The sequence below is a fragment of the Burkholderia sp. HAN2018 genome (assembly GCF_024704855.1).
Classification (GTDB): Bacteria; Pseudomonadota; Gammaproteobacteria; order Burkholderiales; family Burkholderiaceae; genus Burkholderia; species Burkholderia cepacia.
In genome coordinates this window covers 1-20,744 of sequence record NZ_QOBB01000128.1, presented here as the reverse complement: position 1 = coordinate 20,744, position 20,744 = coordinate 1, and the positions used below count along the sequence as shown (strand labels likewise).

Annotated in this window: 21 protein-coding genes; 11 read left to right on the top strand and 10 right to left on the bottom strand. The window is 66.8% G+C overall.

What is annotated here, in order from left to right:
* Together DPV74_RS26455 and DPV74_RS26450 are read right to left on the bottom strand one after the other, a co-directional pair.
* The coding region (locus DPV74_RS26455) for an aminopeptidase P family N-terminal domain-containing protein (protein WP_205571946.1) at nucleotides 1-417 on the bottom strand (417 nt) is incomplete at its 3' end.
* 18 nt (nucleotides 418-435) lie between these two features.
* Nucleotides 436-690, bottom strand: a complete 255-nt coding sequence (locus tag DPV74_RS26450; RefSeq protein WP_027788489.1) for a hypothetical protein — start codon at nucleotides 688-690, stop codon at nucleotides 436-438.
* A gap of 309 nt (nucleotides 691-999) precedes the next feature.
* Here DPV74_RS26450 and DPV74_RS26445 point away from each other — a divergent pair, with 309 nt between their 5' ends.
* The 7 genes from DPV74_RS26445 (at nucleotide 1,000) to DPV74_RS26415 (ending at nucleotide 6,970) form a co-directional block, all read left to right on the top strand.
* Nucleotides 1,000-1,623 (top strand): response regulator transcription factor, encoded by a 624-nt coding sequence (locus DPV74_RS26445; protein WP_226152101.1) that lies wholly within the window; start codon nucleotides 1,000-1,002, stop codon nucleotides 1,621-1,623.
* 26 nt (nucleotides 1,624-1,649) lie between these two features.
* Nucleotides 1,650-2,948, top strand: a complete 1,299-nt coding sequence (gene hemA, locus DPV74_RS26440; protein ID WP_027788491.1) for a glutamyl-tRNA reductase — start codon at nucleotides 1,650-1,652, stop codon at nucleotides 2,946-2,948.
* Nucleotides 2,949-3,030: 82 nt separating this feature from the next.
* On the top strand, nucleotides 3,031-4,113 hold the full coding sequence (gene prfA, locus DPV74_RS26435; RefSeq protein WP_027788492.1) for a peptide chain release factor 1: 1,083 nt from the start codon (nucleotides 3,031-3,033) through the stop codon (nucleotides 4,111-4,113).
* 7 nt (nucleotides 4,114-4,120) lie between these two features.
* Entirely contained in the window at nucleotides 4,121-4,963 is an 843-nt protein-coding gene (gene prmC, locus DPV74_RS26430) for a peptide chain release factor N(5)-glutamine methyltransferase (RefSeq protein ID WP_119338254.1), read from the top strand.
* 67 nt (nucleotides 4,964-5,030) lie between these two features.
* Nucleotides 5,031-5,342: a Grx4 family monothiol glutaredoxin gene (grxD, locus tag DPV74_RS26425; protein WP_021161789.1), complete on the top strand. Its 312-nt coding sequence runs from the start codon at nucleotides 5,031-5,033 to the stop codon at nucleotides 5,340-5,342.
* Between the two features lie 20 nt (nucleotides 5,343-5,362).
* A complete protein-coding gene (locus DPV74_RS26420; protein WP_059688460.1) occupies nucleotides 5,363-5,959 on the top strand; it encodes a UbiX family flavin prenyltransferase in 597 nt (198 codons plus the stop codon).
* A 219-nt stretch (nucleotides 5,960-6,178) separates the two neighbouring features.
* Nucleotides 6,179-6,970, top strand: coding sequence for a class III extradiol ring-cleavage dioxygenase (locus DPV74_RS26415; protein WP_119338253.1), 792 nt, complete (start codon nucleotides 6,179-6,181; stop codon nucleotides 6,968-6,970).
* Between the two features lie 110 nt (nucleotides 6,971-7,080).
* Here the strand turns inward: DPV74_RS26415 and DPV74_RS26410 are convergent, their stop codons facing one another.
* Entirely contained in the window at nucleotides 7,081-8,679 is a 1,599-nt protein-coding gene (locus DPV74_RS26410) for an APC family permease (protein WP_021161792.1), read from the bottom strand.
* A gap of 420 nt (nucleotides 8,680-9,099) precedes the next feature.
* Here DPV74_RS26410 and DPV74_RS26405 point away from each other — a divergent pair, with 420 nt between their 5' ends.
* Nucleotides 9,100-9,303 carry a cold-shock protein gene (locus DPV74_RS26405; RefSeq protein ID WP_006477070.1) on the top strand — a complete coding sequence of 68 codons (204 nt, stop codon included), beginning with the start codon at nucleotides 9,100-9,102 and terminating at the stop codon, nucleotides 9,301-9,303.
* 99 nt (nucleotides 9,304-9,402) lie between these two features.
* Here DPV74_RS26405 and DPV74_RS26400 read toward each other — a convergent pair whose 3' ends face one another.
* The 3 genes from DPV74_RS26400 to DPV74_RS26390 form a co-directional block, all read right to left on the bottom strand.
* Complete coding sequence (locus DPV74_RS26400) at nucleotides 9,403-10,653, bottom strand: Hsp70 family protein (RefSeq protein WP_060173921.1); 1,251 nt, start codon at nucleotides 10,651-10,653, stop codon at nucleotides 9,403-9,405.
* Between the two features lie 186 nt (nucleotides 10,654-10,839).
* On the bottom strand, nucleotides 10,840-11,445 hold the full coding sequence (locus DPV74_RS26395; protein WP_021161795.1) for a nitroreductase family protein: 606 nt from the start codon (nucleotides 11,443-11,445) through the stop codon (nucleotides 10,840-10,842).
* 165 nt (nucleotides 11,446-11,610) lie between these two features.
* Nucleotides 11,611-12,894, bottom strand: coding sequence for an MFS transporter (locus tag DPV74_RS26390; RefSeq protein WP_027788497.1), 1,284 nt, complete (start codon nucleotides 12,892-12,894; stop codon nucleotides 11,611-11,613).
* A gap of 220 nt (nucleotides 12,895-13,114) precedes the next feature.
* Here DPV74_RS26390 and DPV74_RS26385 point away from each other — a divergent pair, with 220 nt between their 5' ends.
* Together DPV74_RS26385 and DPV74_RS26380 are read left to right on the top strand one after the other, a co-directional pair.
* The gene (locus DPV74_RS26385) at nucleotides 13,115-13,735 is read left to right on the top strand and encodes a TetR/AcrR family transcriptional regulator (RefSeq protein ID WP_027788498.1); all 621 of its coding nucleotides are present in this window, start codon (nucleotides 13,115-13,117) and stop codon (nucleotides 13,733-13,735) included.
* A 76-nt stretch (nucleotides 13,736-13,811) separates the two neighbouring features.
* The gene (locus tag DPV74_RS26380; protein WP_119338252.1) at nucleotides 13,812-14,384 is read left to right on the top strand and encodes a DUF1415 domain-containing protein; all 573 of its coding nucleotides are present in this window, start codon (nucleotides 13,812-13,814) and stop codon (nucleotides 14,382-14,384) included.
* 59 nt (nucleotides 14,385-14,443) lie between these two features.
* On the opposite strand, the gene DPV74_RS26375 is transcribed toward DPV74_RS26380, so the two are convergent.
* The 4 genes from DPV74_RS26375 to DPV74_RS26360 form a co-directional block, all read right to left on the bottom strand.
* On the bottom strand, nucleotides 14,444-15,334 hold the full coding sequence (locus DPV74_RS26375) for an SAM-dependent methyltransferase (RefSeq protein WP_119338251.1): 891 nt from the start codon (nucleotides 15,332-15,334) through the stop codon (nucleotides 14,444-14,446).
* Between the two features lie 89 nt (nucleotides 15,335-15,423).
* Nucleotides 15,424-16,557, bottom strand: a complete 1,134-nt coding sequence (locus tag DPV74_RS26370; RefSeq protein WP_060082862.1) for a class I SAM-dependent methyltransferase — start codon at nucleotides 16,555-16,557, stop codon at nucleotides 15,424-15,426.
* A gap of 156 nt (nucleotides 16,558-16,713) precedes the next feature.
* Nucleotides 16,714-17,046, bottom strand: coding sequence for a YegP family protein (locus DPV74_RS26365; protein WP_027788501.1), 333 nt, complete (start codon nucleotides 17,044-17,046; stop codon nucleotides 16,714-16,716).
* Nucleotides 17,047-17,218: 172 nt separating this feature from the next.
* Complete coding sequence (locus DPV74_RS26360; RefSeq protein WP_027788502.1) at nucleotides 17,219-17,713, bottom strand: LEA type 2 family protein; 495 nt, start codon at nucleotides 17,711-17,713, stop codon at nucleotides 17,219-17,221.
* 639 nt (nucleotides 17,714-18,352) lie between these two features.
* On the opposite strand from DPV74_RS26360, the gene DPV74_RS26355 reads away from it, so the two are divergent.
* The gene (locus DPV74_RS26355; protein WP_021161803.1) at nucleotides 18,353-20,521 is read left to right on the top strand and encodes a M1 family metallopeptidase; all 2,169 of its coding nucleotides are present in this window, start codon (nucleotides 18,353-18,355) and stop codon (nucleotides 20,519-20,521) included.
* The last annotated feature ends 223 nt before the right edge of the window (nucleotides 20,522-20,744 follow it).

Here is a 20,744-nt window from a genome sequence, read left to right as displayed (position 1 = left end):
GTTCAGCGCGGCCGTCAGCCCGCGTGCGGCCGCGACGCCGAGCACCGCGCCGTCGACGCCGACCGTCGCACCCGCCGCCACGTTCTGCGCGAGCCAGTCGACGTGCGGCGCGCTCTGCTGCCCGCCCGTCATCTTCATCAGTTGCACGCCCGTGCCGGCCAGTTCGGCGTCGGCCTGCACCCAGTAGCGGCTGTCGACCCACAGCCCCGCGAAATCCGCGGTCACGACCAGCGTGCCGACCGAGCCCGTGAAGCCGGACAGCCAGCGGCGGGCCTGCCAGCGCTCCGGCAGATATTCGGACAGGTGGGGATCGGCGGACGGCACGAGATAGGCGGCCAGGTTCTCGCGGGCCATCGCGCCGCGCAGCAGCGCGAGACGGGCCGGCACCGGCGAGACTTCGGGAAGACGGGCATTCATGATTTCACCTGAGAGCATTCAGCGACGGGCCGACAGCGCAACCGTCACGGCTACTGCGAGGAACGCGACGCCGGTGCAGACCGGCCATTCGAGCGTCTCGCCATCGTAAAACAGTCCAGAGAGATTGCCGGCCATGCGGGCCGCAGCCGCGCCGACGATACCGGCGAGCACCGCGATCCACCACGCCGGCCGGCCCGTGCGCCGCATCGGATGCAGCCATCGGCCGAACAGCCCGACGGCCGCTCCCAGGACAAGGATTCCAAACCAGTTCATTCGACGCCTTCCATAAATTCGGATTCGTCCCATAGGCGTGAACGTTGCCAGCGGCTAGCATCGATTCATCCATCGAACCCGAGACCAGCCGGGTGCCGCGAACATTCGAGTGTAGGGGCCGACTCGACGTTATGGCAAGCGCGCACCGGCTGCCGTATTGAAGAAATTCTCATGCGAATCGCTCTGATCGATCCGGACGCGCGCCATGCCGCGCTCCTGAACCGCCTGCTCTTTGCGGGCGGTCATGTGTGCCACGCGTTTCCGTCCAGTACGGCGTTCTTCGAGTGGCTCGCCGCCAATACCTGCGACATGCTGATCACCGGCCACTGGGCCGGCGACCAGCCGGCCGAGGAAGTCATTCCGCGTGCGCAGACGGTCCTGCCCGGACTGCCGGCGATCGCCGTGATGCAAATGCCGCGCGAAAGCCAAATCGTATCGTGCCTGCACGCGGGCGCCGACGATTGCCTCGTGCGCCCGGTGAGCGGGCCCGAGCTGCTCGCGCGCGTCAACGCGGTGAGCCGGCGCGCCGGCGTGCGCCGGCCGCCGGCCCGCTCACGCGAAATGTATGGCGAATACGCCTTCGACGCCACGCACTGCCTCGTTCGCTTCGACAACGCAATCGTTTCACTCACGCCGAAGGAGTTCCGTTTTGCGCAGTTGCTGTTCGCGAATCTGTCGCGGCCCGTGTCGCGCGCCCATATCCTCGAAACGGTGTGGGCACGCCGCCGCGACATGAAGTCGCGCACGCTCGATACCCACGCGTCCCGGCTGCGCAGCAAGCTGCACCTGCTTCCGGAGCGCGGCTACCGGCTGCTGCCGCTCTACGGCTATGGCTATCAGCTCGACCGCGTGCCGATCGAGCCCCCAAATTCCCGGCCCCGCCACGCCGATGCCCGGTATGCCGCGAGTGAGGAAATCGCTGAAACGCTATAATATGGGGCTAAACGATAGCCCTCGATATGCAACTCCTCACGATCGGAATCAATCACCACACTGCGCCTGTCGCCCTGCGCGAACGCGTGGCGTTTCCGCTCGAGCAGATCAAGCCGGCTCTCGTCACGTTCAAGAACGTGTTTCTCGGCCCCCAGGCGCCCAATACGCCCGAAGCGGCGATCCTCTCCACCTGCAACCGCACCGAACTGTATTGCGCGACCGATGATCGCGCCGCACGCGAAGGCGCGGTCCGCTGGCTGTCGGAGTATCACCGGATTCCGGTCGACGAGCTCGCACCGCACGTCTATGCGCTGCCGCAGTCGGAAGCAGTCCGGCACGCGTTCCGCGTCGCATCCGGCCTCGATTCGATGGTGCTGGGCGAAACCCAGATTCTGGGCCAGATGAAGGATGCCGTCCGCACCGCGACGGAAGCCGGCGCGCTCGGCACCTACCTGAACCAGCTGTTCCAGCGCACGTTCGCGGTGGCGAAGGAAGTGCGCGGCACGACCGAAATCGGCACGCAGTCGGTGTCGATGGCCGCCGCCGCGGTGCGCCTCGCGCAGCGGATCTTCGAAAAAGTGTCCGATCAGCGCGTGCTGTTCATCGGCGCCGGCGAGATGATCGAGCTGTGCGCGACGCACTTCGCCGCGCAAGGCCCGCGCGAACTCGTCGTCGCGAACCGCACGGCCGAACGCGGCCAGCGCCTTGCCGAACGCTTCAGCGGCCGCGCGATGCCGCTCTCGGATCTGCCGACCCGCATGCACGAATTCGACATCATCGTGTCGTGCACGGCGTCGACGCTGCCGATCATCGGCCTCGGCGCAGTCGAGCGCGCGGTGAAGGCACGCCGCCACCGGCCGATCTTCATGGTCGACCTCGCGGTGCCGCGCGACATCGAGCCCGAAGTCGGCAAGCTGAAGGACGTGTTCCTCTACACCGTCGACGATCTCGGCGCGATCGTGCGCGAAGGCAACGCATCGCGCCAGGCTGCGGTCGCACAGGCCGAAGCGATCATCGAAACGCGTGTGCAGAATTTCATGCAGTGGCTCGACACGCGCAGCGTCGTGCCGGTGATCCGTCACATGCATACGCAGGCCGACGCCTTGCGCCGGGCCGAAGTCGACAAGGCGCAGAAGCTGCTCGCGCGCGGCGACGATCCGGCCGCCGTGCTCGAAGCGCTGTCGCAGGCGCTGACCAACAAGCTGATCCACGGCCCGACGAGCGCGCTCAATCGCGTGAACGGCGCCGATCGCGATTCGCTGATCGACCTGATGCGCGGCTTCTACCAGCACGCACCGCGCTCGAACGACCAGTCCGGCCACTAGCGCCGGCCGATCGCCCTGCCGCCGGCCGCGCGCCGGCCTATCCTTTCCGAATACCCCTTGCCCGGGAGCGCCGCTCCACACCATGAAGACGAGCATGCAACGCAAGCTCGACCAGCTGTCCACACGGCTGGCCGAACTGAACGACCTGCTGAGCCGCGAAAACGTCACGGCCGACCTCGACCAGTACCGCAAGCTGACGCGTGAACATGCGGAACTTGGCCCGGTGGTCGAACAGTACGCGCTGTGGCGCCAGTCGCGCAGCGACGAGACGGCCGCGCAGGAGCTGCTCGGCGATCTGTCGATGCGCGACTTCGCGGAAGACGAAATCCGCAGCGCGCGCGAGAGCATGACCCGCCTCGAGACCGAGCTGCAGAAGATGCTGCTGCCGAAGGATCCGAACGACGACCGCAACATCTTCCTCGAAATCCGTGCGGGCACGGGCGGCGACGAATCCGCGCTGTTCGCCGGCGACCTGCTGCGCATGTACCTGCGCTTCGCGGAACGCCAGCGCTGGCAGGTCGAAATGATGTCGGAGAGCGCATCCGATCTCGGCGGCTACAAGGAAGTGATCGTGCGGATCGCGGGCCAGGGCGCGTATTCGCGCCTGAAGTTCGAATCGGGCGGCCATCGCGTGCAGCGCGTGCCGGCAACCGAGACGCAAGGGCGCATCCACACGTCCGCGTGCACCGTCGCGGTGATGCCGGAAGCCGACGAAATCGGCGAGGTCGAAATCAATCCGGCCGACCTGCGGATCGACACGTTCCGTGCGTCCGGCGCGGGCGGCCAGCACATCAACAAGACCGACTCGGCGGTGCGCGTCACGCACATCCCGACCGGGATCGTCGTCGAGTGCCAGGACGACCGTTCGCAGCACAAGAACAAGGATCGCGCGCTAAAGGTGCTCGCCGCGCGCATCAAGGACAAGCAGTATCACGAGCAGCACGCGAAGGAAGCCGCGACGCGCAAGAGCCTGATCGGCTCCGGCGACCGCTCGGAACGGATCCGCACGTACAACTTCCCGCAGGGCCGGATGACCGACCACCGGATCAACCTGACGCTGTACCGGCTCGAGGCGATCATGGACGGCGACCTCGACGAACTGATCAGCGCGCTGGTCAGCGAGCACCAGGCCGAACTGCTCGCGTCGCTCGGCGACGCCGACTGAGGTCACGATGCCCGACACGACCGCCGACGAACTGCTGCGCGCGTCCGCGCTCGACGCGGTCGATGCGCGCGTGCTGCTCGCGCACGCGCTTGGCTGGACCCGCACGCAACTGATCACGCGCGGCGACGCGCCGCTCGACGCGGCCGCGGTCGAACGCTACCGCACGCTCGAGGCGCGCCGCATGGCCGGCGAGCCGGTCGCGCAGCTCGTCGGGATGCGCGAATTCTTCGGCCGGCCGTTCGACGTGACGCCCGACGTGCTGATCCCGCGCCCTGAAACCGAACTGCTCGTCGAAGCCGCACTCGATGCGATCGACGGGCTGCCGCTTCCGGCCGTGCTCGATCTCGGCACGGGCAGCGGTGCGATTGCCGTCTCCATCGCCGCCGAGCGGCCCGATGCCCGCGTGTGGGCGCTCGACCGTTCGCCGGCCGCACTCGAGGTCGCGCAACGCAACGCACGCAAGCTGCTCGACGCGCACCGCCCTGGCGGCCCGCTGCACTGGTTGCAGAGCGACTGGTACGCGGCGCTCGATCCTGCGCTCGCCTTCGACACGATCGTCAGCAATCCGCCGTACATCGCGCAGCACGATCCGCACCTCACGCAGGGCGACCTGCGTTTCGAGCCGCGCGGCGCACTCACCGACGATGCCGACGGCCTCAGCGCGATCCGCACGATCGTCGCGGGCGCCGGCACTTACCTGAAACCGGGCGGCACGCTCTGGATCGAGCACGGTTACGACCAGGCTGAGGCCGTGCGCGCCGTACTCGCATCGCACGGCTTCGTCGCGGTCGAATCGCTCGCCGATCTGGCCGCAATCGAACGCACGACAGGCGGCCGCCTGCCGGGCTGATGCCCGGCCCGTCCGGTTGAAATCCGCTATCATTTCGATCTAACGCCCCGCAAACGCAAGGTCAGTCATGGACACCCAACAACGTATCAAGCAAATCGTCGACGAAAACCAGGTCGTGCTCTTCATGAAGGGCAACGCGCAATTCCCGATGTGCGGCTTTTCGGGCCGCGCCATCCAGGTGCTGAAGGCCTGCGGCGTCGATCAGTTCAAGACGGTCAACGTGCTCGAAGACGACGAGATCCGCCAGGGCATCAAGGAATTCTCGAACTGGCCGACCATCCCGCAGCTCTACGTGAAGGGCGAATTCATCGGCGGCTCGGACATCATGATGGAGATGTACCAGTCGGGCGAACTGCAGCAACTGTTCGCCGCCGCGTAATACGCCCCGCCCCCTTTTCGATGGCATCTCCCAGCGCGCCGCCACGCCGGCTGATCGTCGCGATCACCGGCGCCACCGGCGCGATCTACGGCGTACGGCTGCTCGACCTGCTGCGCGCCGCCGGCGGCGTCGAAACGCACCTGCTGATTTCGAATGCCGGCTGGCTCAACATCCAGCACGAACTGAAGCTGTCGAAGGCCGAGGTCGAAAGCCGTGCGGACGTCGTGCACTCGGTGCGCGACGTCGGCGCGACGATCGCGTCGGGGTCGTTCGCGACCGACGGGATGGTGATCGCGCCCTGCTCGATGAAGACGCTCGCGAGCGTCGCGCACGGGCTGTCCGACAACCTGATCACGCGCGCGGCCGACGTCACGTTGAAGGAGCGCCGCCGCCTCGTGCTGATGGTGCGCGAAACGCCGTTCAACCTCGCGCATCTGCGCAACATGACCGCCGTGACCGAAATGGGCGGCATCGTCTTCCCGCCGCTACCCGCGTTCTACGCGATGCCGAAGACGATCGAGGAACTCGTCGACCAGACCGTCACCCGCGTGCTCGACCTGTTCGCGCTCAGTGCACCGATGACGACGCCGTGGGCCGGCATCCGGCCGGCGCAGTAAGCCGCTCGCCGCGGCGCTTCCGTGCCGTTCTTCGCGCATCTTCATCGATTCATCTGCCTTCCGGCCTGATTCGGCCACCTCGAACCCTCGTCCGCTCTCGCGTTCGCGGAATCGGCCCGATTATCAACCAATACGACTCAATCAAATTCCGCGCGACGGATTTATCAATGCCCGGTGCGCGCCTATAGTCACAGGCAAATCCCTTTGCAGGCCACCACCATGAACCGCTTGCCTTCGCTCTACCTGTCCCACGGCGCCCCGACGCTGCCGATCGACCCGACGCTGCCGTCCGGCGCGTTCACTCACCTTGGCGCCGAATTGCCGCGCCCGCGCGCGGTACTGATGCTGTCCGCGCATTGGGGCACGCAGCGTCCCGTCGCCAGCGTCGCCGCGCATCCTGAAACGATCCACGACTTCTACGGTTTTCCGCAGGCGCTGTACGACATCCGCTACCCGGCGCCCGGCGCGCCCGACGTCGCCGAGCGCGCGGCCGGACTGCTGAATGCAGCCGGCATCGCCACCGCGACGACCGAGCACGGCCTCGACCACGGCGCATGGGTACCGATGCTGCTGATGTTCCCGGAAGCCGACGTGCCGGTGGCACAGTTGTCGATCCAGCCGCGGGCGGATGCTGCGCACCACTTCGCGCTCGGCCGCGCGCTGCGACCGCTGCGCGACGAAGGCGTGATGGTGATCGGCTCCGGCCAGATCACGCACAACCTGCGCGCCGCCGATTTCGGTGCGGCACTGGAAGATGCGGACCCGCGCGTCGCGGAATTCACCGACTGGTTCGAGGCGAAACTGGCCGCGCGCGACGTCGACGCGCTGCTCGACTACCGTCGGCAGGCGCCGCATGCCGCGCTGATGCATCCGACCGACGAGCATCTGCTGCCGGTGTTCACGGCGCTCGGCGCGGCGGACGACGACTACCAGCTTGGCATCCAGTCGCTCGGCACGTACCAGCGCGTGCTCGCGATGACGAACTACGTGTTCGCGAGCGCGGCCGCCTGAGCGTCGCGCGGCAACCGCCGAGCGCCAATAAAAAGCCCGCCCGAGCATTGCTCGGGCGGGCTTTTTTTCGCTGCTGGCTGCCGCCGCCGAATCCGGCGACAGGTCACGCGTCAGGCACCGACCCCCTCGAGGATCTCGTCGTGCGATTCACGCTCGTCGAGATACTGGGTCCGGTAGCCGGTATTCACGCCCCAGAAGTAGAACACCAGCGAGATTGCGGCGACGATCAGCATGTCCCAGCCGTACGGCAGCACGCCGTAGCCGCCGAACTCCTTGCTGCCGATCAGCGACAGCACGGCCATCGTCGGCAGGTACGCGACCAGCCACCATGCGGCCTTCAGGTCGGCACCCCAGCCGGTCCAGCCCGACTTCGCCTGGAAGTAGAAGTACACCGGCAGCGCGACGATCATCAGCAGGATGATCTCGCCCGTCAGCGGCCACTTCGCCCAGTAGAGGATCAGCGACGCGCAGACGAACGCGAACGGCGCGATCAGCTTCATCAGCGGAATCGACAGCGGACGCTCGATGTCGGTCGCCGAACGGCGCAGCGCCATCAGGCTGATCGGGCCGGTCAGGTACGAGATCACCGTCGCGACCGAGATCACCGCCGCGAGCGAGCTCCAGCCGCGGAAGAAGAACAGGAAGATGAACGAGACCAGCAGGTTGAACCACATGGCCTGGCGCGGCACGCCGTAGAGCGGGTGCACGTTGCCGAACATCTTCGGCATCGTGTTGTTGCGCTCCATCGCGTAGATCATGCGGGTGGTGGTCGCCATGTACGTCGTGCCGGTGCCGCTCGGGCTGACGAACGCGTCGACGTACAGCAGGATCGCGAGCCAGTTCAGGTTCAGCGCGATCGCCAGTTCGGCGAACGGCGACTTGAAGTTGAAGTGCGACCAGCCCTGCGCGACGTCAGCCGGATTCACCGAGCCGATGTACGCCATCTGCAGCAGTACATAGATCACGAGCGCGATCAGGATCGACGTGATCACCGCGAACGGCACGCTGCGCGACGGGTTGCGCGCTTCGCCCGCGAGGTTCACCGGGCTCTGGAAGCCGTTGAACGCGAACACGATGCCGCTCGTCGCGACCGCGGTCAGCACCGCCGACCAGCCGTACGGAGCAAAGCTTGCATTGGATGCGGTGCCGAGGTTTTCCGGATGGTAGCTCGTCAGCATCAGGCCGAGGATCGTGAGGCCGGGGATCAGGAACTTGAAGATCGTGATCGTGGTGTTCGCCCGGGCAAACGCCTTCACGCCCCAGTAGTTCAGCAAGAAGTAGATGACGACCAGCACGGCCGACAGCAGCAGGCCGGGTGTCGTCAGCTCGCCGTTTACGAACAGCGCATGCGCCCACGGATACGGCCACGTGCTCATGTACTGGATCGACGCTTCAGCCTCGATCGGGATCACGGATACGATCGCGATCCAGTTCGCCCACGCGCTGATGAAGCCGACCAGCGAGCCATGCGAGTAGCGCGCGTAGCGCACCATGCCGCCCGACTCGGGGAACATCGCGCCCAGTTCCGCGTACGTCAGTGCAATCGCGAGAATCACGACCGCGCCGATGATCCATGCGCAGATCGCTGCCGGACCGGCGATCTTTGCGGCCTTCCAGGCGCCGAACAGCCAGCCCGAGCCGATAATCGAACCCAGCCCCGTCAGCATCAATGCAAACGGGCCGATGTTCCGTTGAATAGAACTCTTCACATCCTCTCCTGTGTCTCAAAAAGCATGGTCGGCCCGCGGTCCGGGATCGGCTCGGACTGCACCGCGCACGCATTCTTGGGGGGACGCGTCACCCGATCAGGGCAACCCGTCCGCGCGGCGCGTAGTTTAACGGTTGCACCTCGAGCGTGGCGCCAAAATCGTTCGGCCCCTACAAAAAATTCGCATCGTTTGCAAGCTTTGTAAACCTGATATACGCAATAACCCTGAGTCCATGGAAATACGGTTGACCACGCGGGTGATAAGCCGTATAAAGGACTTCGCAGGATTTCAAGTGGCGAGTGAATTGGTTCTTTCGTAGTTCGCCCATCAACGGTACTCCGGTTGGTCCTATTACCCCTTCCTTGATTTTCCGCACACCATGGGCTTCGGCCCCGTTTTATCTTTTTAGGAACAAGTAACATGGCAACCGGTACCGTCAAGTGGTTCAATGACGCAAAGGGCTTCGGCTTCATCACCCCGGAAGGCGGCGGCGACGATCTGTTCGCGCACTTCTCGGAAATCCGCGTCGAAGGCTTCAAGACGCTGCAAGAAAACCAGAAGGTTGAATTCGAAGTGAAGACGGGCCCGAAGGGTCTGCAAGCTGCGAACATCCGTCCGGTCTAAGCTTGGCGCGATTATTCGTGTAAAAAAGCCCCGCTTCGGCGGGGCTTTTTGTTTTTCGGCGCCGGTCGCCCGGCATGACGGCCTTTCAGCCGCCCGCATTCAGCCGAACAAGCGCTGCGCGTGAATGCCGAGACCCGTCGCGACACTCGCGAGGCGGTCGCCGAACACCGGCTGCGCATCCGGGAACGCACCCGCGAGCGCACCCGACAGGAACGCGAGCCCCGTCGAGCCGCCGGTGAAATACAGTGCGCCGACGTCGCGCGGCGCGACACCCGCCAGCCGCACCGTCTCGCGCGCGGCATCGACGATGCGGGCGGTGTCGTCGCGGCTCGCATCGACGAGGCGCTCGGCATCGAACGCGATCTGCAGATCCTCTTCCACGTCGTTCAGGTCGATCATCGTCTCCCCGCCCGCCGCGACGCCGATCTTCGCTTCCTCCGCGCGCGCCATCAACGCATGCCCGAGCCGCTGCTCGACCACGCTCGTGAGCCGGTCGTACTGCTGCACATCGCGGTACAGGTGCTTCATCAGCTTCAGCTCGCCGAGCCGCTTCGGCGTGTAGACCGTGTTGATCAGGTGCCAGGTCGCGAGATCGAAGTAGATCTTGTTCGGCAGCTCGCGCCCTTCGGGATCGAGCGAACGGTAGCCGAATGCGGGCAGGATCGCGGCCAGCTCGACACGCCGGTCGTAGTCGGTGCCCGCGACGTGCACGCCGTGGTGGGCCAACACGTCGTCCTTGCGCTCGAGCCGCGCCATCCGCTCGGGCCCGACGCGCACCAGCGAGAAGTCGGACGTGCCGCCGCCGATGTCGGCGACGAGCACGAGGCGCTCCGCCTGCTGGCGCGACTCGTAGTCGAACGCGGCCGCGATCGGTTCGTACTGGAATTGAACGTCCGTGAAGCCGACCGACCGCGCGGCAGCCTCGAGCTGGTCCTGTGCAAGGCGGTCGGCGCGCGGATCGTCGTCGACGAAGAACACGGGCCGGCCGAGCACCGCACGACCGATCGGCGCAGCCGCGCGGGTTTCGGCCTTGCGCTTCAGGTGCGTCAGGAAGCGCGCGATGATGTCGGTGTACGCGATCGCGCTGCCGTCGCCGAGATCGGTCGTCGTTTCCGCGAGCGGCGAGCCGAGAATGCTCTTCATCGAGCGCATCAGCCGGCCGTCGAAACCGTCGATGTAGGAGGCCAGCGCCGCACGGCCGTATTCGACCGTCTCTTCGTCGTTGTTGAAGAAGATCGCGGTGGGCAGCGTCAGGTGGTCGCCCTCGACGGGCGCGAGGCGCATGCCATCGCCGTCGGGCAGCGCCACGGCGGAATTGGACGTGCCGAAATCGATCGCGCAGTAAGTCATGGGAAATTGCCGCAGCAGGGCCGGCGCGAAAACGGAAAGGACGGGCTTTTTAACATGAAGCCCGCGGGATCACAACCGGGGCCGGCCACCGGTGCCGCGCAGCGGGCCCCGGTGGCGACGGCGCGCAGACGGGCGCACCGGGAAGACAGGCAGACGGGATGCGCGACGCAGCCCCCTCCAGGCAGGTCAGGCCGCCGCGTCGAAGCCCTTCTTCCACGCGCCCGCATAGACGACCTCGCCGATCGCATGACGCGTGCGCGGCGCCTTCTCGCGATCGCGCAGCACGGGATCGAGCTTGTCGACGTTGCCGTAGTGGCCGAGCGAGATGATCGCCGGAATCGCGACGTCGGCCGGGATCGCAAACGCGTCGCGGAACGCCTTCGCGTCGAAGCCGCTCATCTGGTGGGCGGCCAGGCCCAGCGCGTGCGCCTGCAGCACCAGCGACATCGCGGCGGCACCCGCGTCGTACAGCGCGGTCGGTGCCGGTTCCCCCTTCGGCGTGAGCGTATGCGCGGTCACGGCGATCAGCACGGGCGCCGGCGCATTCCAGCCCTGGTTGAACGGCACCAGCGTCGCGAACGCGCGCTTGAATGCGTCTTCGTCCTGCGTGCGGTCGAATACGATGAAGCGCCACGGCTGCGCGTTGTATGCAGACGGTGCCCAGCGGGCAGCTTCGAGCACCGCGTGCAGATCGCCGGCGCTGACGGGTTCATCCGAATACGCGCGCGGGCTCCAGCGGCCCGCGATCAGATCGTGAATCGAAACAGTGGTGGGAGCAGGTTTGACGGACATGCGGATCCTCGCTGACATCGATGAAGGGGCGCGAACGCCTGGCGAACCGCAAGCATACCCGCTTGAGCCGATCCGCGCCCGATCCTGCCGAGCTATGCAAATCTCCGTGCGTGCATTGGCCGGCCGCCCGCCGCGCGGGCCGGCCGGACTGCCGGCTTGCCGCGATCAGGCCGCCTGCGCAGCCGCGCGCGACGGGCCGCGGTTGATGCGCAGCACGATCAGCGCGCCGAAGATGCACAGCCCGCCCGAAATCATCGATGCGATCGTGTAGGTGCCGAGGCTCGCGCGCAGCAGCCCTGCGCCGAGCGCCGCGAACGCCGCGCCGAGCTGGTGGCCGGCGACGATCCAGCCGAACACGACCGGCGCCGCGGCCTTGCCGAACACGTCGGTCGCGAGCCGCACGGTCGGCGGCACGGTCGCGATCCAGTCGAGCCCGTAGAACATCGCGAACAGCGGCAGCCCGAAGAAATCGATCCCGAACGCATGCGGCAGGTAGATCAGCGACAGCCCGCGCAGCCCGTAGTACCAGAACAGCAGCACGCGATTGTCGTAGCGGTCGGACAGCCAGCCCGACAGCGTCGTGCCGAACAGGTCGAACACGCCCATCGCCGCGAGCAGCGATGCGCCCTGCACTTCCGTCATCCCGTAGTCGCTGCACATCGCGATCAGGTGCGTGCCGACGTAACCGTTGGTGCTCGCGCCGCAAATGAAGAAGCTGAAGAACAGCAGCCAGAAATCGCGCGAGCGGCTCGCCGTCAGCAGCGTACGGAACGCGACCGCGAGCGGGTTCTCCTTGGTCGCATCGGGCGCGGGCGGCGCATCGGCCGGCTCGCCGTAAGGGCGCAGCTGCACGTCGGCCGGCCGCTCGGGCAACAGGAACGCAACGAGCGGAATCACGATCGCGGCCGCCACCGCGACGACCAGCACGACCGGCCGCCAGCCATGGCGCTGCGCGATCGCCGCGAGCATCGGCAGGAACACGAGCTGGCCGGTGGCCGTGCTCGCGGTCAGGATCCCCATCACGAGGCCGCGCCGCGCATGGAACCAGCGCGTGACGAAGGTCGCGGACAGCGTCAGCGCGACGACACCCGTCGAGCAGCCGACCATCAGGCCCCAGATCACCACCATCTGCCAGCTCTGCGTCATCATCGACGACAGCGCGACGCCCGCGCTCATCGTCACGAGCGCGGTGAGGATGGTCGGGCGCAGCCCGAAGCGCTGCATCGCGGCGGCCGCGAACGGGCCGGTCAGGCCATACAGCGCGATGTTCACCGAGATCGCCAGCGAAATCGCCGCGCGGCTCCAGCCGAGCTCGCGTTCGAGCGGCACCATCAGCACGCTCGGCGTCGCGCGCGTGCCGGCGGCCGCCAGCAGGATCAGGAATACCACCGCCGCCGCGAGCCATCCGTAGTGGAAGCGCCCGCCGATTCGTGTCACCGCCCAGTTCATCTTCGCGTTCTCCAGTTGGCGGCGCCGGCGCCTCCGCGCCCGCTCCGCCCCACCCAGCCAGGCCACCTCCGCCGCACGCTGCATCGGCTGACCCGGGCCGACGCTTGGCATTTGTCTGTCGATCCGGTCGGCATTGTTACCGATCGGTCACAAGTGTGTTGCGATCGTAGTGACCAATCGGTAACATGTCAAGCAATCCAATATGCAGTCGAGGGTCATCATGTCGGGCATCGAGATCGCCAAACCGCCGGCGCGTCGTACGCGCCGGCCGATCGACGGCGCCACCGCGCAGGAGCACCTGCTGCGCGCCGCCGAGGAGCTGTTTTACAGGGAAGGCGTTCGGACGGTGGGCGTCGAGGCGGTCGTGGAACGCGCGGGTGTCAACAAGATGAGCCTGTATCGGCAGTTCTCGTCGAAGGACGACCTGATCCTCGCGTATCTGGAGCGGATGGATGCGTGTTTCTTCGAGCGTCTCGACACAAGCACCGCGAAGCATCCGGGCCAGCCGAAGGCGCAACTGATCCAGTATTTCGTCGACCTGGCCGAGCGCGCGACGCAGAAGGACTATCGCGGCTGCCCGTTCGTCAACGTCGCGGCGGAGTTTCCGGATGCATCGCACCCGGCGCGCGAGCGCGTCGCGCAGAACAAGGAACAGTTGATGAAGCGGCTCGTCGCGCTTTGCGAAGGCGCCGGCGCGCGGCAACCGCAGGCGCTCGCCGATGCGCTCGCGCTGGTGGTCGAGGGTATCTACGCGGCGAGCCAGACCTATCGGCACGGCGAAACGCCGATCGGCACCGCGCCCGCGCTCGTCACGCAATTGATCGAAGCCGCGTGCGCGTGACGGGCCGCGCGCGTCCGCACGCTGCGCGCCCGCTACAATGCGGCCCTCGCCGCCCTTCCGCCCGACTGGTTTCACGATGACCGACACCCGCCCCGAATCGCATGACGACATCCTCGCCGCCACGCGGCACTGGCTCGCGCGCGCGGTGATCGGGCTCAATCTGTGCCCGTTCGCGAAAAGCGTCTATGTGAAGGAACAGGTGCGCTACGCGATCAGCGAAGCGACGACGCTCGAAGACGCGCTCGCCGAACTCGAAACGGAACTGCGCGTGCTCGACGCGGCCGACCCGCAGCAGGTCGACACGACGCTCTTGATCTTCCCGCATGCGTTCGCCGATTTCGTCGACTACAACGATGCGCTGTTCTTTGCCGACCGCCTGGTGCGGCAACTGCGGCTCGACGGCGTGCTGCAGATCGCGAGCTTCCATCCGCACTACCGGTTCGAAGGCAGCGAGCCCGACGACATCGAGAACTACACGAACCGCGCGCCGTATCCGATCCTGCACCTGCTGCGCGAGGACAGCATCGCGCGCGCGGTCGACGCGTTCCCGGACGCGTCCGCGATCTACGAAAGGAATCAGGAAACACTGCGCCGCCTCGGCCACGACGGCTGGCGCGAATGGATGCGCCGGCCGGGCGACGACGTCTGACGCGGCGTGCAACGTGCGGCGTGCAACGTGCGCCGCGTGGCGCGCCGGCCGCCCGCGCGTCAGCCTTCGGCCGGCTTCGCGACCTCGCCGCCCGCCGCCGCGGCTTCCGGCACGAAGAAACGTGCGTTCAGCTCGGCAAGCCCGAACATCCCCAGGATCTCGTTCAGCCGCTCGCCGGGCCGCCGACGCGGCAGGTTCTTGTACTGCGCGATGATCAGCTCGTTCTTCATCGAATGCTCCCAGCCGACCAGCTCGGTCACGCTGACCTGGTAGCCGTGCGCTTCGAGCTGCAGGCAGCGCAGCACGTTGGTGATCTGGCTGCCGAATTCGCGCGTATGCAGCGGATGCCGCCACACTTCCGTCAGCGCGTTCGCGAGCGATTTGCCCTTGTTCTTGCGCAGCACGCCCGCGACTTCCGCCTGGCAGCACGGCACGAGCACGATGTGCTGCGCGCGCTTCGCGAGCGCGAAGCGGATCGCGTCGTCGGTCGCCGTGTCGCACGCATGCAGCGCGGTGACGACGTCGACCGTTTCGGGCAGCTTCGGCGACGTGATCGAATCGGCAACCGACAGGTTCAGGAACGACATGCCGCCGAACCCGAGCCGCGCGGCGAGCTCGGCCGAACGCGTGACCAGCTCCTCGCGGGTCTCGATCCCGTACACGTGCGACGCAAATGCCGCCGTGCCGTGCCCCGGCTGCTGCTTGAAGAACAGGTCGTACAGGATGAAGCCGAGATACGACTTGCCGGCGCCGTGATCGACGAGCGTCACGCTGCCACGGTCGGCCTGCACGCCGGCAAGCAGCGGCTCGATGAACTGGAACAGGTGATAGACCTGTTTCAGCTTGCGGCGGCTGTCCTGGTTCAGCTTCCCGTCGCGGGTGAGGATGTGCAGTTCCTTCAGCAGCTCGACGGACTGCTCCGGGCGGATTTCGTGGGTCTTGTTCGACATCGTGAAGCGGCGCCGGGCCACGGTCGGCAGACCACGGCCCGGCGGCGGGAATTCGTGAGGAATGGCGATAGTTTACCGAAAATGCGCGGTCAGGCTCGTGCGCCGAGCCGCCAGAGCGACGTGACCTCGGCGCGGCGTGCCGCGTGCAGCGGATCGTCGGCGTCGGCTGACTTCGGGTGTGCGGGGCGGATGTCTTCGCGGCCGAGCACGACGAGGCCGGCTTCGTCGATCCACTGCAGCAGGGTGTCGCGCGGCCGCAGGCCGAGATGCTCGGCGAAATCGGACAGGATCAGCCAGCCTTCGCCGCCCGGTTCGAGATGGTCGGCGAGCCCCGCGAGGAAACCGCGCAGCATGCGGCTGTCGGGATCGTAGACCGCGTATTCGATCGGTGCGCTCGGACGGGCCGGCACCCACGGCGGGTTGCAGACGACGAGCGGCGCACGGCCGGCCGGAAACAGATCCGCCTCGACGACCTCGACGCGATCCGCGTGGCCCAGCCGCTCGACGTTCTCGCGCGCACAGGCGAGCGCCCGCGGATCCTGATCGGTCGCGACGATGCGCTCGACGCCGCGCGACGCCAGCACGGCCGCGAGCACGCCGGTGCCCGTGCCGATGTCGAACGCGAGCGACGTCGCGGGCAGCGGCGCGCGCGCGACGAGTTCGACGTATTCGCCGCGCACCGGCGAGAACACGCCGTAGTGCGGATGGATCGGCGCGCCGCCCAGCGCCGGGATCGGCACACCCTTCTTGCGCCATTCATGCGCGCCGACGAGGCCGAGCAGCTCGCGCAGCGACACGACCGACGGTGCGCCGCCCGGGCCGTACGCTTCCTCGCACGCGGCGCGCACGTCGGGCGCGCGGCGCAGCGGGATCGTGTAGTCGGCATCGAGCGGGATCAGCAGCATCCCGAGCGTGCGGGCGCGCTGCGACTGCGCGAGACGATGCAGGTTGAATGCGTCGACGCCCACCGCGGCCTTCGCCTTCTTCGGCTTGCGTTCGACACGGCGCGCCATCGCCTGCACGAGCTGGCGCGCATTCTGGAAGTCGCCCTGCCAGACGAGCGCGGTGCCCTCGCAGGCCAGACGGTAGGCCGCGTCGGCGGTGAGACGGTCGTCGGCGGGCACCGCGCGCTTCGGCGGCTGCACGCCGGCTTCGGAGCGCCAGCGCACGGCATGTTCGGCGCCGTCGGCGTCGGTCCAGTGGAAAACGGGGAAATCGGTCACGCGAGCTCGGCTACGGTTGGCTTCAGACAGGCGGCGCTACAGACGCGCGCCGCGCGGACCACACCATACCGCGCTTTGCCCGCGCGGCAAAGCGCGGGCGACCGCCCCGACCGCCGCCCGCGCGATGCTCGCGGCGTGCTGGCGCTGACGGGCCGGTCAGCTCTGGTCGTCGAGCGCGGCGTCCGGCGCGTTCTGCTTCACCGACGCGATGCCGTTCTCGCGGCTCGCTTCGGCCTTGTACAGTTCGCTCGTGCCGATGATCTCGTGATTGCCGGCCTTCAGGTTGAACATGAACTGGCCGTTGCTCGCGGTCTTGCGCTCGTAGCGCGCGTCGTCCGGCGCGTTCTTGCGCACCGACGCGACGCCGTTTTCCGCCGACGCCTTGGTCTTGTACAGCTCGCTGCGCAGAATGATCTCGCCGTTGGCGGCCTTCAGGTGGAACAGGAACTGCCCGTCGCTCGCTTTCTTGATGACGAATTTCGCTGCCATGGTGCCCTCTCGAAAAAGTCGCCCGGCCCTCCGGACTGAGGCAGTCTAAACGCGATTGACGCGCAAGACGTAAGGCACGTGAAGCTCGATCGTCAGGAATCGTCAGACGGCGCCGCGATCGCGACGCTTCGTCCGGCCCGACGTCCGGCATCCCGCATCGCGCCGGCATCGTCTACCCGCCCCACCCCGGCATCGCCGGCATGCGCAACGTGCCCGCATCGCTGAAGCGCACGGTGCCGAGCACGCCGCCCGCGAGCCGGCCGCGCAGCGCATACGGCAACTCGCCGCTGGCAGCCGCGCCGGGCAGGTTCCACGCCTGCCGCGCGGCGGCGAACGCCGACACGGATACCGGCACGTCGAGCACGGCCTCGCCGAAGCGCGGCACGACGCCCGAGCGGTCGCTCACGCCGCTCGCGAACGGCGTGCCGTTCAGGTCGAGCGCCACCGAGATGCCGTCGTATTCGATCGGCGTGTCGTTCGGGTTCTGCACGCGCAGCTTCAGGTTGAAACGCATCTCGAGGCCCTGCCCGACGAGCGGGTCGAGCCCGGCGACCGACACGCGCACGGAATCGCGCGTGAGCCCCGCGCAGCCGCCGAGCAGGAGCACCGCGGCGAACAGCAGCAGCACGGCGCGCAGCGGCGCGATTCGGAACAGGGTTCGTGGCATGGGGGCCTCCTCGCGGCAATCGGTGAGCGGATCGTCGCTGCATTGTACCGAGCGCGCCCCGCACACCGGGTTTCGTAGTTTTCGCGGCCGCGCCGGATCGTTAATAGATTAAAACTACGAAAATACCAGCTAAACGGAAAGCGCATTAATGCTTTCCAGCATTCAATGAAGCGCGGCAAATTCAATAGATGCAATTTCTAAATTTTTCGTTTCCTTTACCTAAAACCATCAAGTATATTTACGCATCCTTCGAGCAAGCCGACGAAGCTTGAAGCCGCATGACGGCGATTTTACGGAACGGCGACACGCCTTCCTGCCATCCTGCGGCCCGGCCCGGCCAGCCCCGTAGGTCGTTGGTTCAATGGAATCGCGCGCCCGCGCAGGGCGCGCGGCTCCGTGTCGTGCGCGCGAAATCAACTCAGTACAACACGCGCCCGGCCATTTTGAACCGGCAAGTTAACCGACATCCGGAAATCCAGAGGGGGCAGTAAACCATGATTACCTTCACGTAGTCGGCCGCCGTCTTTTCGAATAATCCGTCATTGGCATTTTCATCGCTGTTGATTAACGGCGAGGGGATTGTTTTTGCCGGCGTTTTCGCAGCACTGAACGATTCTTTCAACAATCGAGGTTTCAGTCATGTCGATCGATATTCGCAAGATGCGTTATCTGCCGCTCGTCGCCGCGCTCGCACTCGCCGGGTGCGGCGGTGACGACGGCGGTGCAGGCTCCGCTTCCGCGCTCAGCTCCGCCGGCGCGCCGCACTCGGGCTCGTCGCCCACCGTCAACGCGCCGCCGAGCGCATCCAACGTCGACAAGAGCGTGTCGCCTGTCGAGTTGCCGGACACCGTGGTGCCCGTGAACTACCGGCTGTGGTTCCGCCCGAACGACGCGCTGAACGCGTTCGACGGCCGCGCCGACGTCGAGATCAAGGTGCTGAAGCCGGTCAACAACATCGTGATCGCCGGCCACCGGATCAAGTTCACGAACGGCCGCATCACGCTGCAGCCGGGCAACATCCAGCTGATCGCGACGCCGCAGGACAAGGGCGACTTCTACCAGCTGCGCCCCGTGAGCGGCACGATCTCGCCGGGCAACTATTCGCTGCACATGGAATGGTCGGGCATCATCAACTTCAAGTCGTATGACGATCCGGGCACGAAGACGGGCGGCAGCTGCGGCGACGATCCGTATCCGGGCTGCTCGGCCGCGGAAGGCGTCTTCCGCGTCGACCTGAAGGGCACCGACGGCAAGACGAGCGGCGCGATCCTCACGCAGGGCGAAACCAACCTGTCGCGCCAGTGGTTCCCCGGCTGGGACGAGCCGGCGTTCCGCCCGACCTATGAAGTGACGGCCGAAGTGCCGTCGAACTGGCGCGTCGTGTCGAACGCGGCCGAGAAGCCGTCGACCAACGTCGGCGGCGGCTACAAGCTCGTGCAGTTCGAGAAGACCCCGCCGATGCCGTCGTACCTGCTGTTCTTCGGCGGCGGCCAGTTCGACACCTATGAAGACGACTTCACGAGCCCGCTGCCGGGCGGCAAGGGCGGCCTGCACCTGCGCGTGTTCACGCCGCCGGGCATGAGCGACTGGGCGAAGCCGGCGATGGACCGCACCAAGCAGGCGCTCGACTTCTACTACCGCTACACGGGCATTGCGCTGCCGCTCACGAAGTTCGACACGGTGGCCGCGAACGACGCGTTCAAGGAGCAGAAGGACCTGAACTTCGGCGGGATGGAGAACTGGGGGTCGATCCTCGAGTTCGCCGACGACATCCTGCCGCAGCCGGGCCAGCCGATGTCGCACTACGGCAACGAGGTGCTGACGCACGAAGTCGCGCACCAGTGGTTCGGCGATCTCGTCACGACCGACTGGTGGGACAACGTGTGGCTCAACGAGTCGTTCGCGACGTTCTTCGAGACGAAGACGACGATCCAGTTCTTCCCCGACGAGTTCAGCTGGCTCGACCAGGTGAAGAACAAGTACCGCGTGATCAATCGTGACATCGGCCCGAACGCCTTCCCGGTCGCGCCGAACTTCAACGGCTGGGCCTCAAACGACTTCGTGCTGAGCGCCAGCGCGTTCACGTACGACAAGGGCGGCCACGTGCTGAAGACGCTCGAGAACTATCTCGGCGAACAGACGCTGCGCAAGGGTTTGCAACAGTACCTCGTCGACTACTCGTTCGGCAACGGCACACCGAAGCGCCTGTGGGATGCGCTGTCGAAGGAAAGCGGCCAGGCGATCGGCGCGATCGGCGACAGCTACGTCCGCCAGACCGGCGTGCCGCTGATCTCGCTCGACACGCAATGCGACCTGACGAAGAACCAGACGGTCGTCACGCTGAAACAGCAGCCGTTCCCGAACAAGAACGCGTATCCGGGCCTGCAATGGACGGTGCCGATCACGCTCGCGTACGGCCAGGGTCTCGCGAAACGCACGACGCTCGCGCTGAAGGATACGCAGACGCAAACGCGGATCGACGGCTGCACGGGCGTGGTGGCCGACCCGAGCGGGCTCGACTACTACGTCGTGAACTACAGCGACGCGGCCTGGAGCGGGCTGCTCACGCAGGTCAACGGCTCGACCGATCCGGTGCTGCTCGCGAACCTGAAGAGCGAAGCCGCGCTGCTCGTCGCGAACAACCTCGCGCCGGCATCGCGCTCGACGTCGATCGGCTCGGTCGCTTCGCCGGCTGCGATGAAGCTGCGCCAGACGCCGACCTTCGGCGGCATCGAACCGGTGACGAAGGAACGCCCGGCACTGCAATACCAGGGCATCTTCAAGCCGCGCAAGGTAGTCACGCAGTAACGGTGCGCGCCCGGCCGGTGCCGCGCAGCCTGCGGCGGCCGGCCGGCGTACCGGTTTCTCCGACCTTTGACGGGCCTCGCGTGCGAGGCCCTTTTTCATGCCCGGCGTGCGTCGGGCCCGGCGACACGTCGCCGGCCGTCGCCCGCCGGCCGTCGTCACGCCCACGCCGCATCCCACGCCGGCTGCGCGAACCACGTCGCGAGGAACGCGACGAGCCGCGACG

Coding starts and splice junctions, on each gene's coding strand:
- DPV74_RS26365 (WP_027788501.1), bottom strand. CDS start 17,046: ATGGCAGCGAAATTCGTCATCAAGAAAGCGAGCGACGGGCAGTTCCTG.
- DPV74_RS26360 (WP_027788502.1), bottom strand. CDS start 17,713: ATGCCACGAACCCTGTTCCGAATCGCGCCGCTGCGCGCCGTGCTGCTG.
- DPV74_RS26420 (WP_059688460.1), top strand. CDS start 5,363: ATGGCATCTCCCAGCGCGCCGCCACGCCGGCTGATCGTCGCGATCACC.
- DPV74_RS26390 (WP_027788497.1), bottom strand. CDS start 12,894: ATGAACTGGGCGGTGACACGAATCGGCGGGCGCTTCCACTACGGATGG.
- DPV74_RS26450 (WP_027788489.1), bottom strand. CDS start 690: ATGAACTGGTTTGGAATCCTTGTCCTGGGAGCGGCCGTCGGGCTGTTC.
- DPV74_RS26385 (WP_027788498.1), top strand. CDS start 13,115: ATGTCGGGCATCGAGATCGCCAAACCGCCGGCGCGTCGTACGCGCCGG.
- DPV74_RS26380 (WP_119338252.1), top strand. CDS start 13,812: ATGACCGACACCCGCCCCGAATCGCATGACGACATCCTCGCCGCCACG.
- DPV74_RS26405 (WP_006477070.1), top strand. CDS start 9,100: ATGGCAACCGGTACCGTCAAGTGGTTCAATGACGCAAAGGGCTTCGGC.
- DPV74_RS26445 (WP_226152101.1), top strand. CDS start 1,000: ATGCTGATCACCGGCCACTGGGCCGGCGACCAGCCGGCCGAGGAAGTC.
- prmC (WP_119338254.1), top strand. CDS start 4,121: ATGCCCGACACGACCGCCGACGAACTGCTGCGCGCGTCCGCGCTCGAC.
- DPV74_RS26415 (WP_119338253.1), top strand. CDS start 6,179: ATGAACCGCTTGCCTTCGCTCTACCTGTCCCACGGCGCCCCGACGCTG.
- DPV74_RS26355 (WP_021161803.1), top strand. CDS start 18,353: ATGTCGATCGATATTCGCAAGATGCGTTATCTGCCGCTCGTCGCCGCG.
- grxD (WP_021161789.1), top strand. CDS start 5,031: ATGGACACCCAACAACGTATCAAGCAAATCGTCGACGAAAACCAGGTC.
- DPV74_RS26395 (WP_021161795.1), bottom strand. CDS start 11,445: ATGTCCGTCAAACCTGCTCCCACCACTGTTTCGATTCACGATCTGATC.
- DPV74_RS26375 (WP_119338251.1), bottom strand. CDS start 15,334: ATGTCGAACAAGACCCACGAAATCCGCCCGGAGCAGTCCGTCGAGCTG.
- DPV74_RS26400 (WP_060173921.1), bottom strand. CDS start 10,653: ATGACTTACTGCGCGATCGATTTCGGCACGTCCAATTCCGCCGTGGCG.
- hemA (WP_027788491.1), top strand. CDS start 1,650: ATGCAACTCCTCACGATCGGAATCAATCACCACACTGCGCCTGTCGCC.
- prfA (WP_027788492.1), top strand. CDS start 3,031: ATGAAGACGAGCATGCAACGCAAGCTCGACCAGCTGTCCACACGGCTG.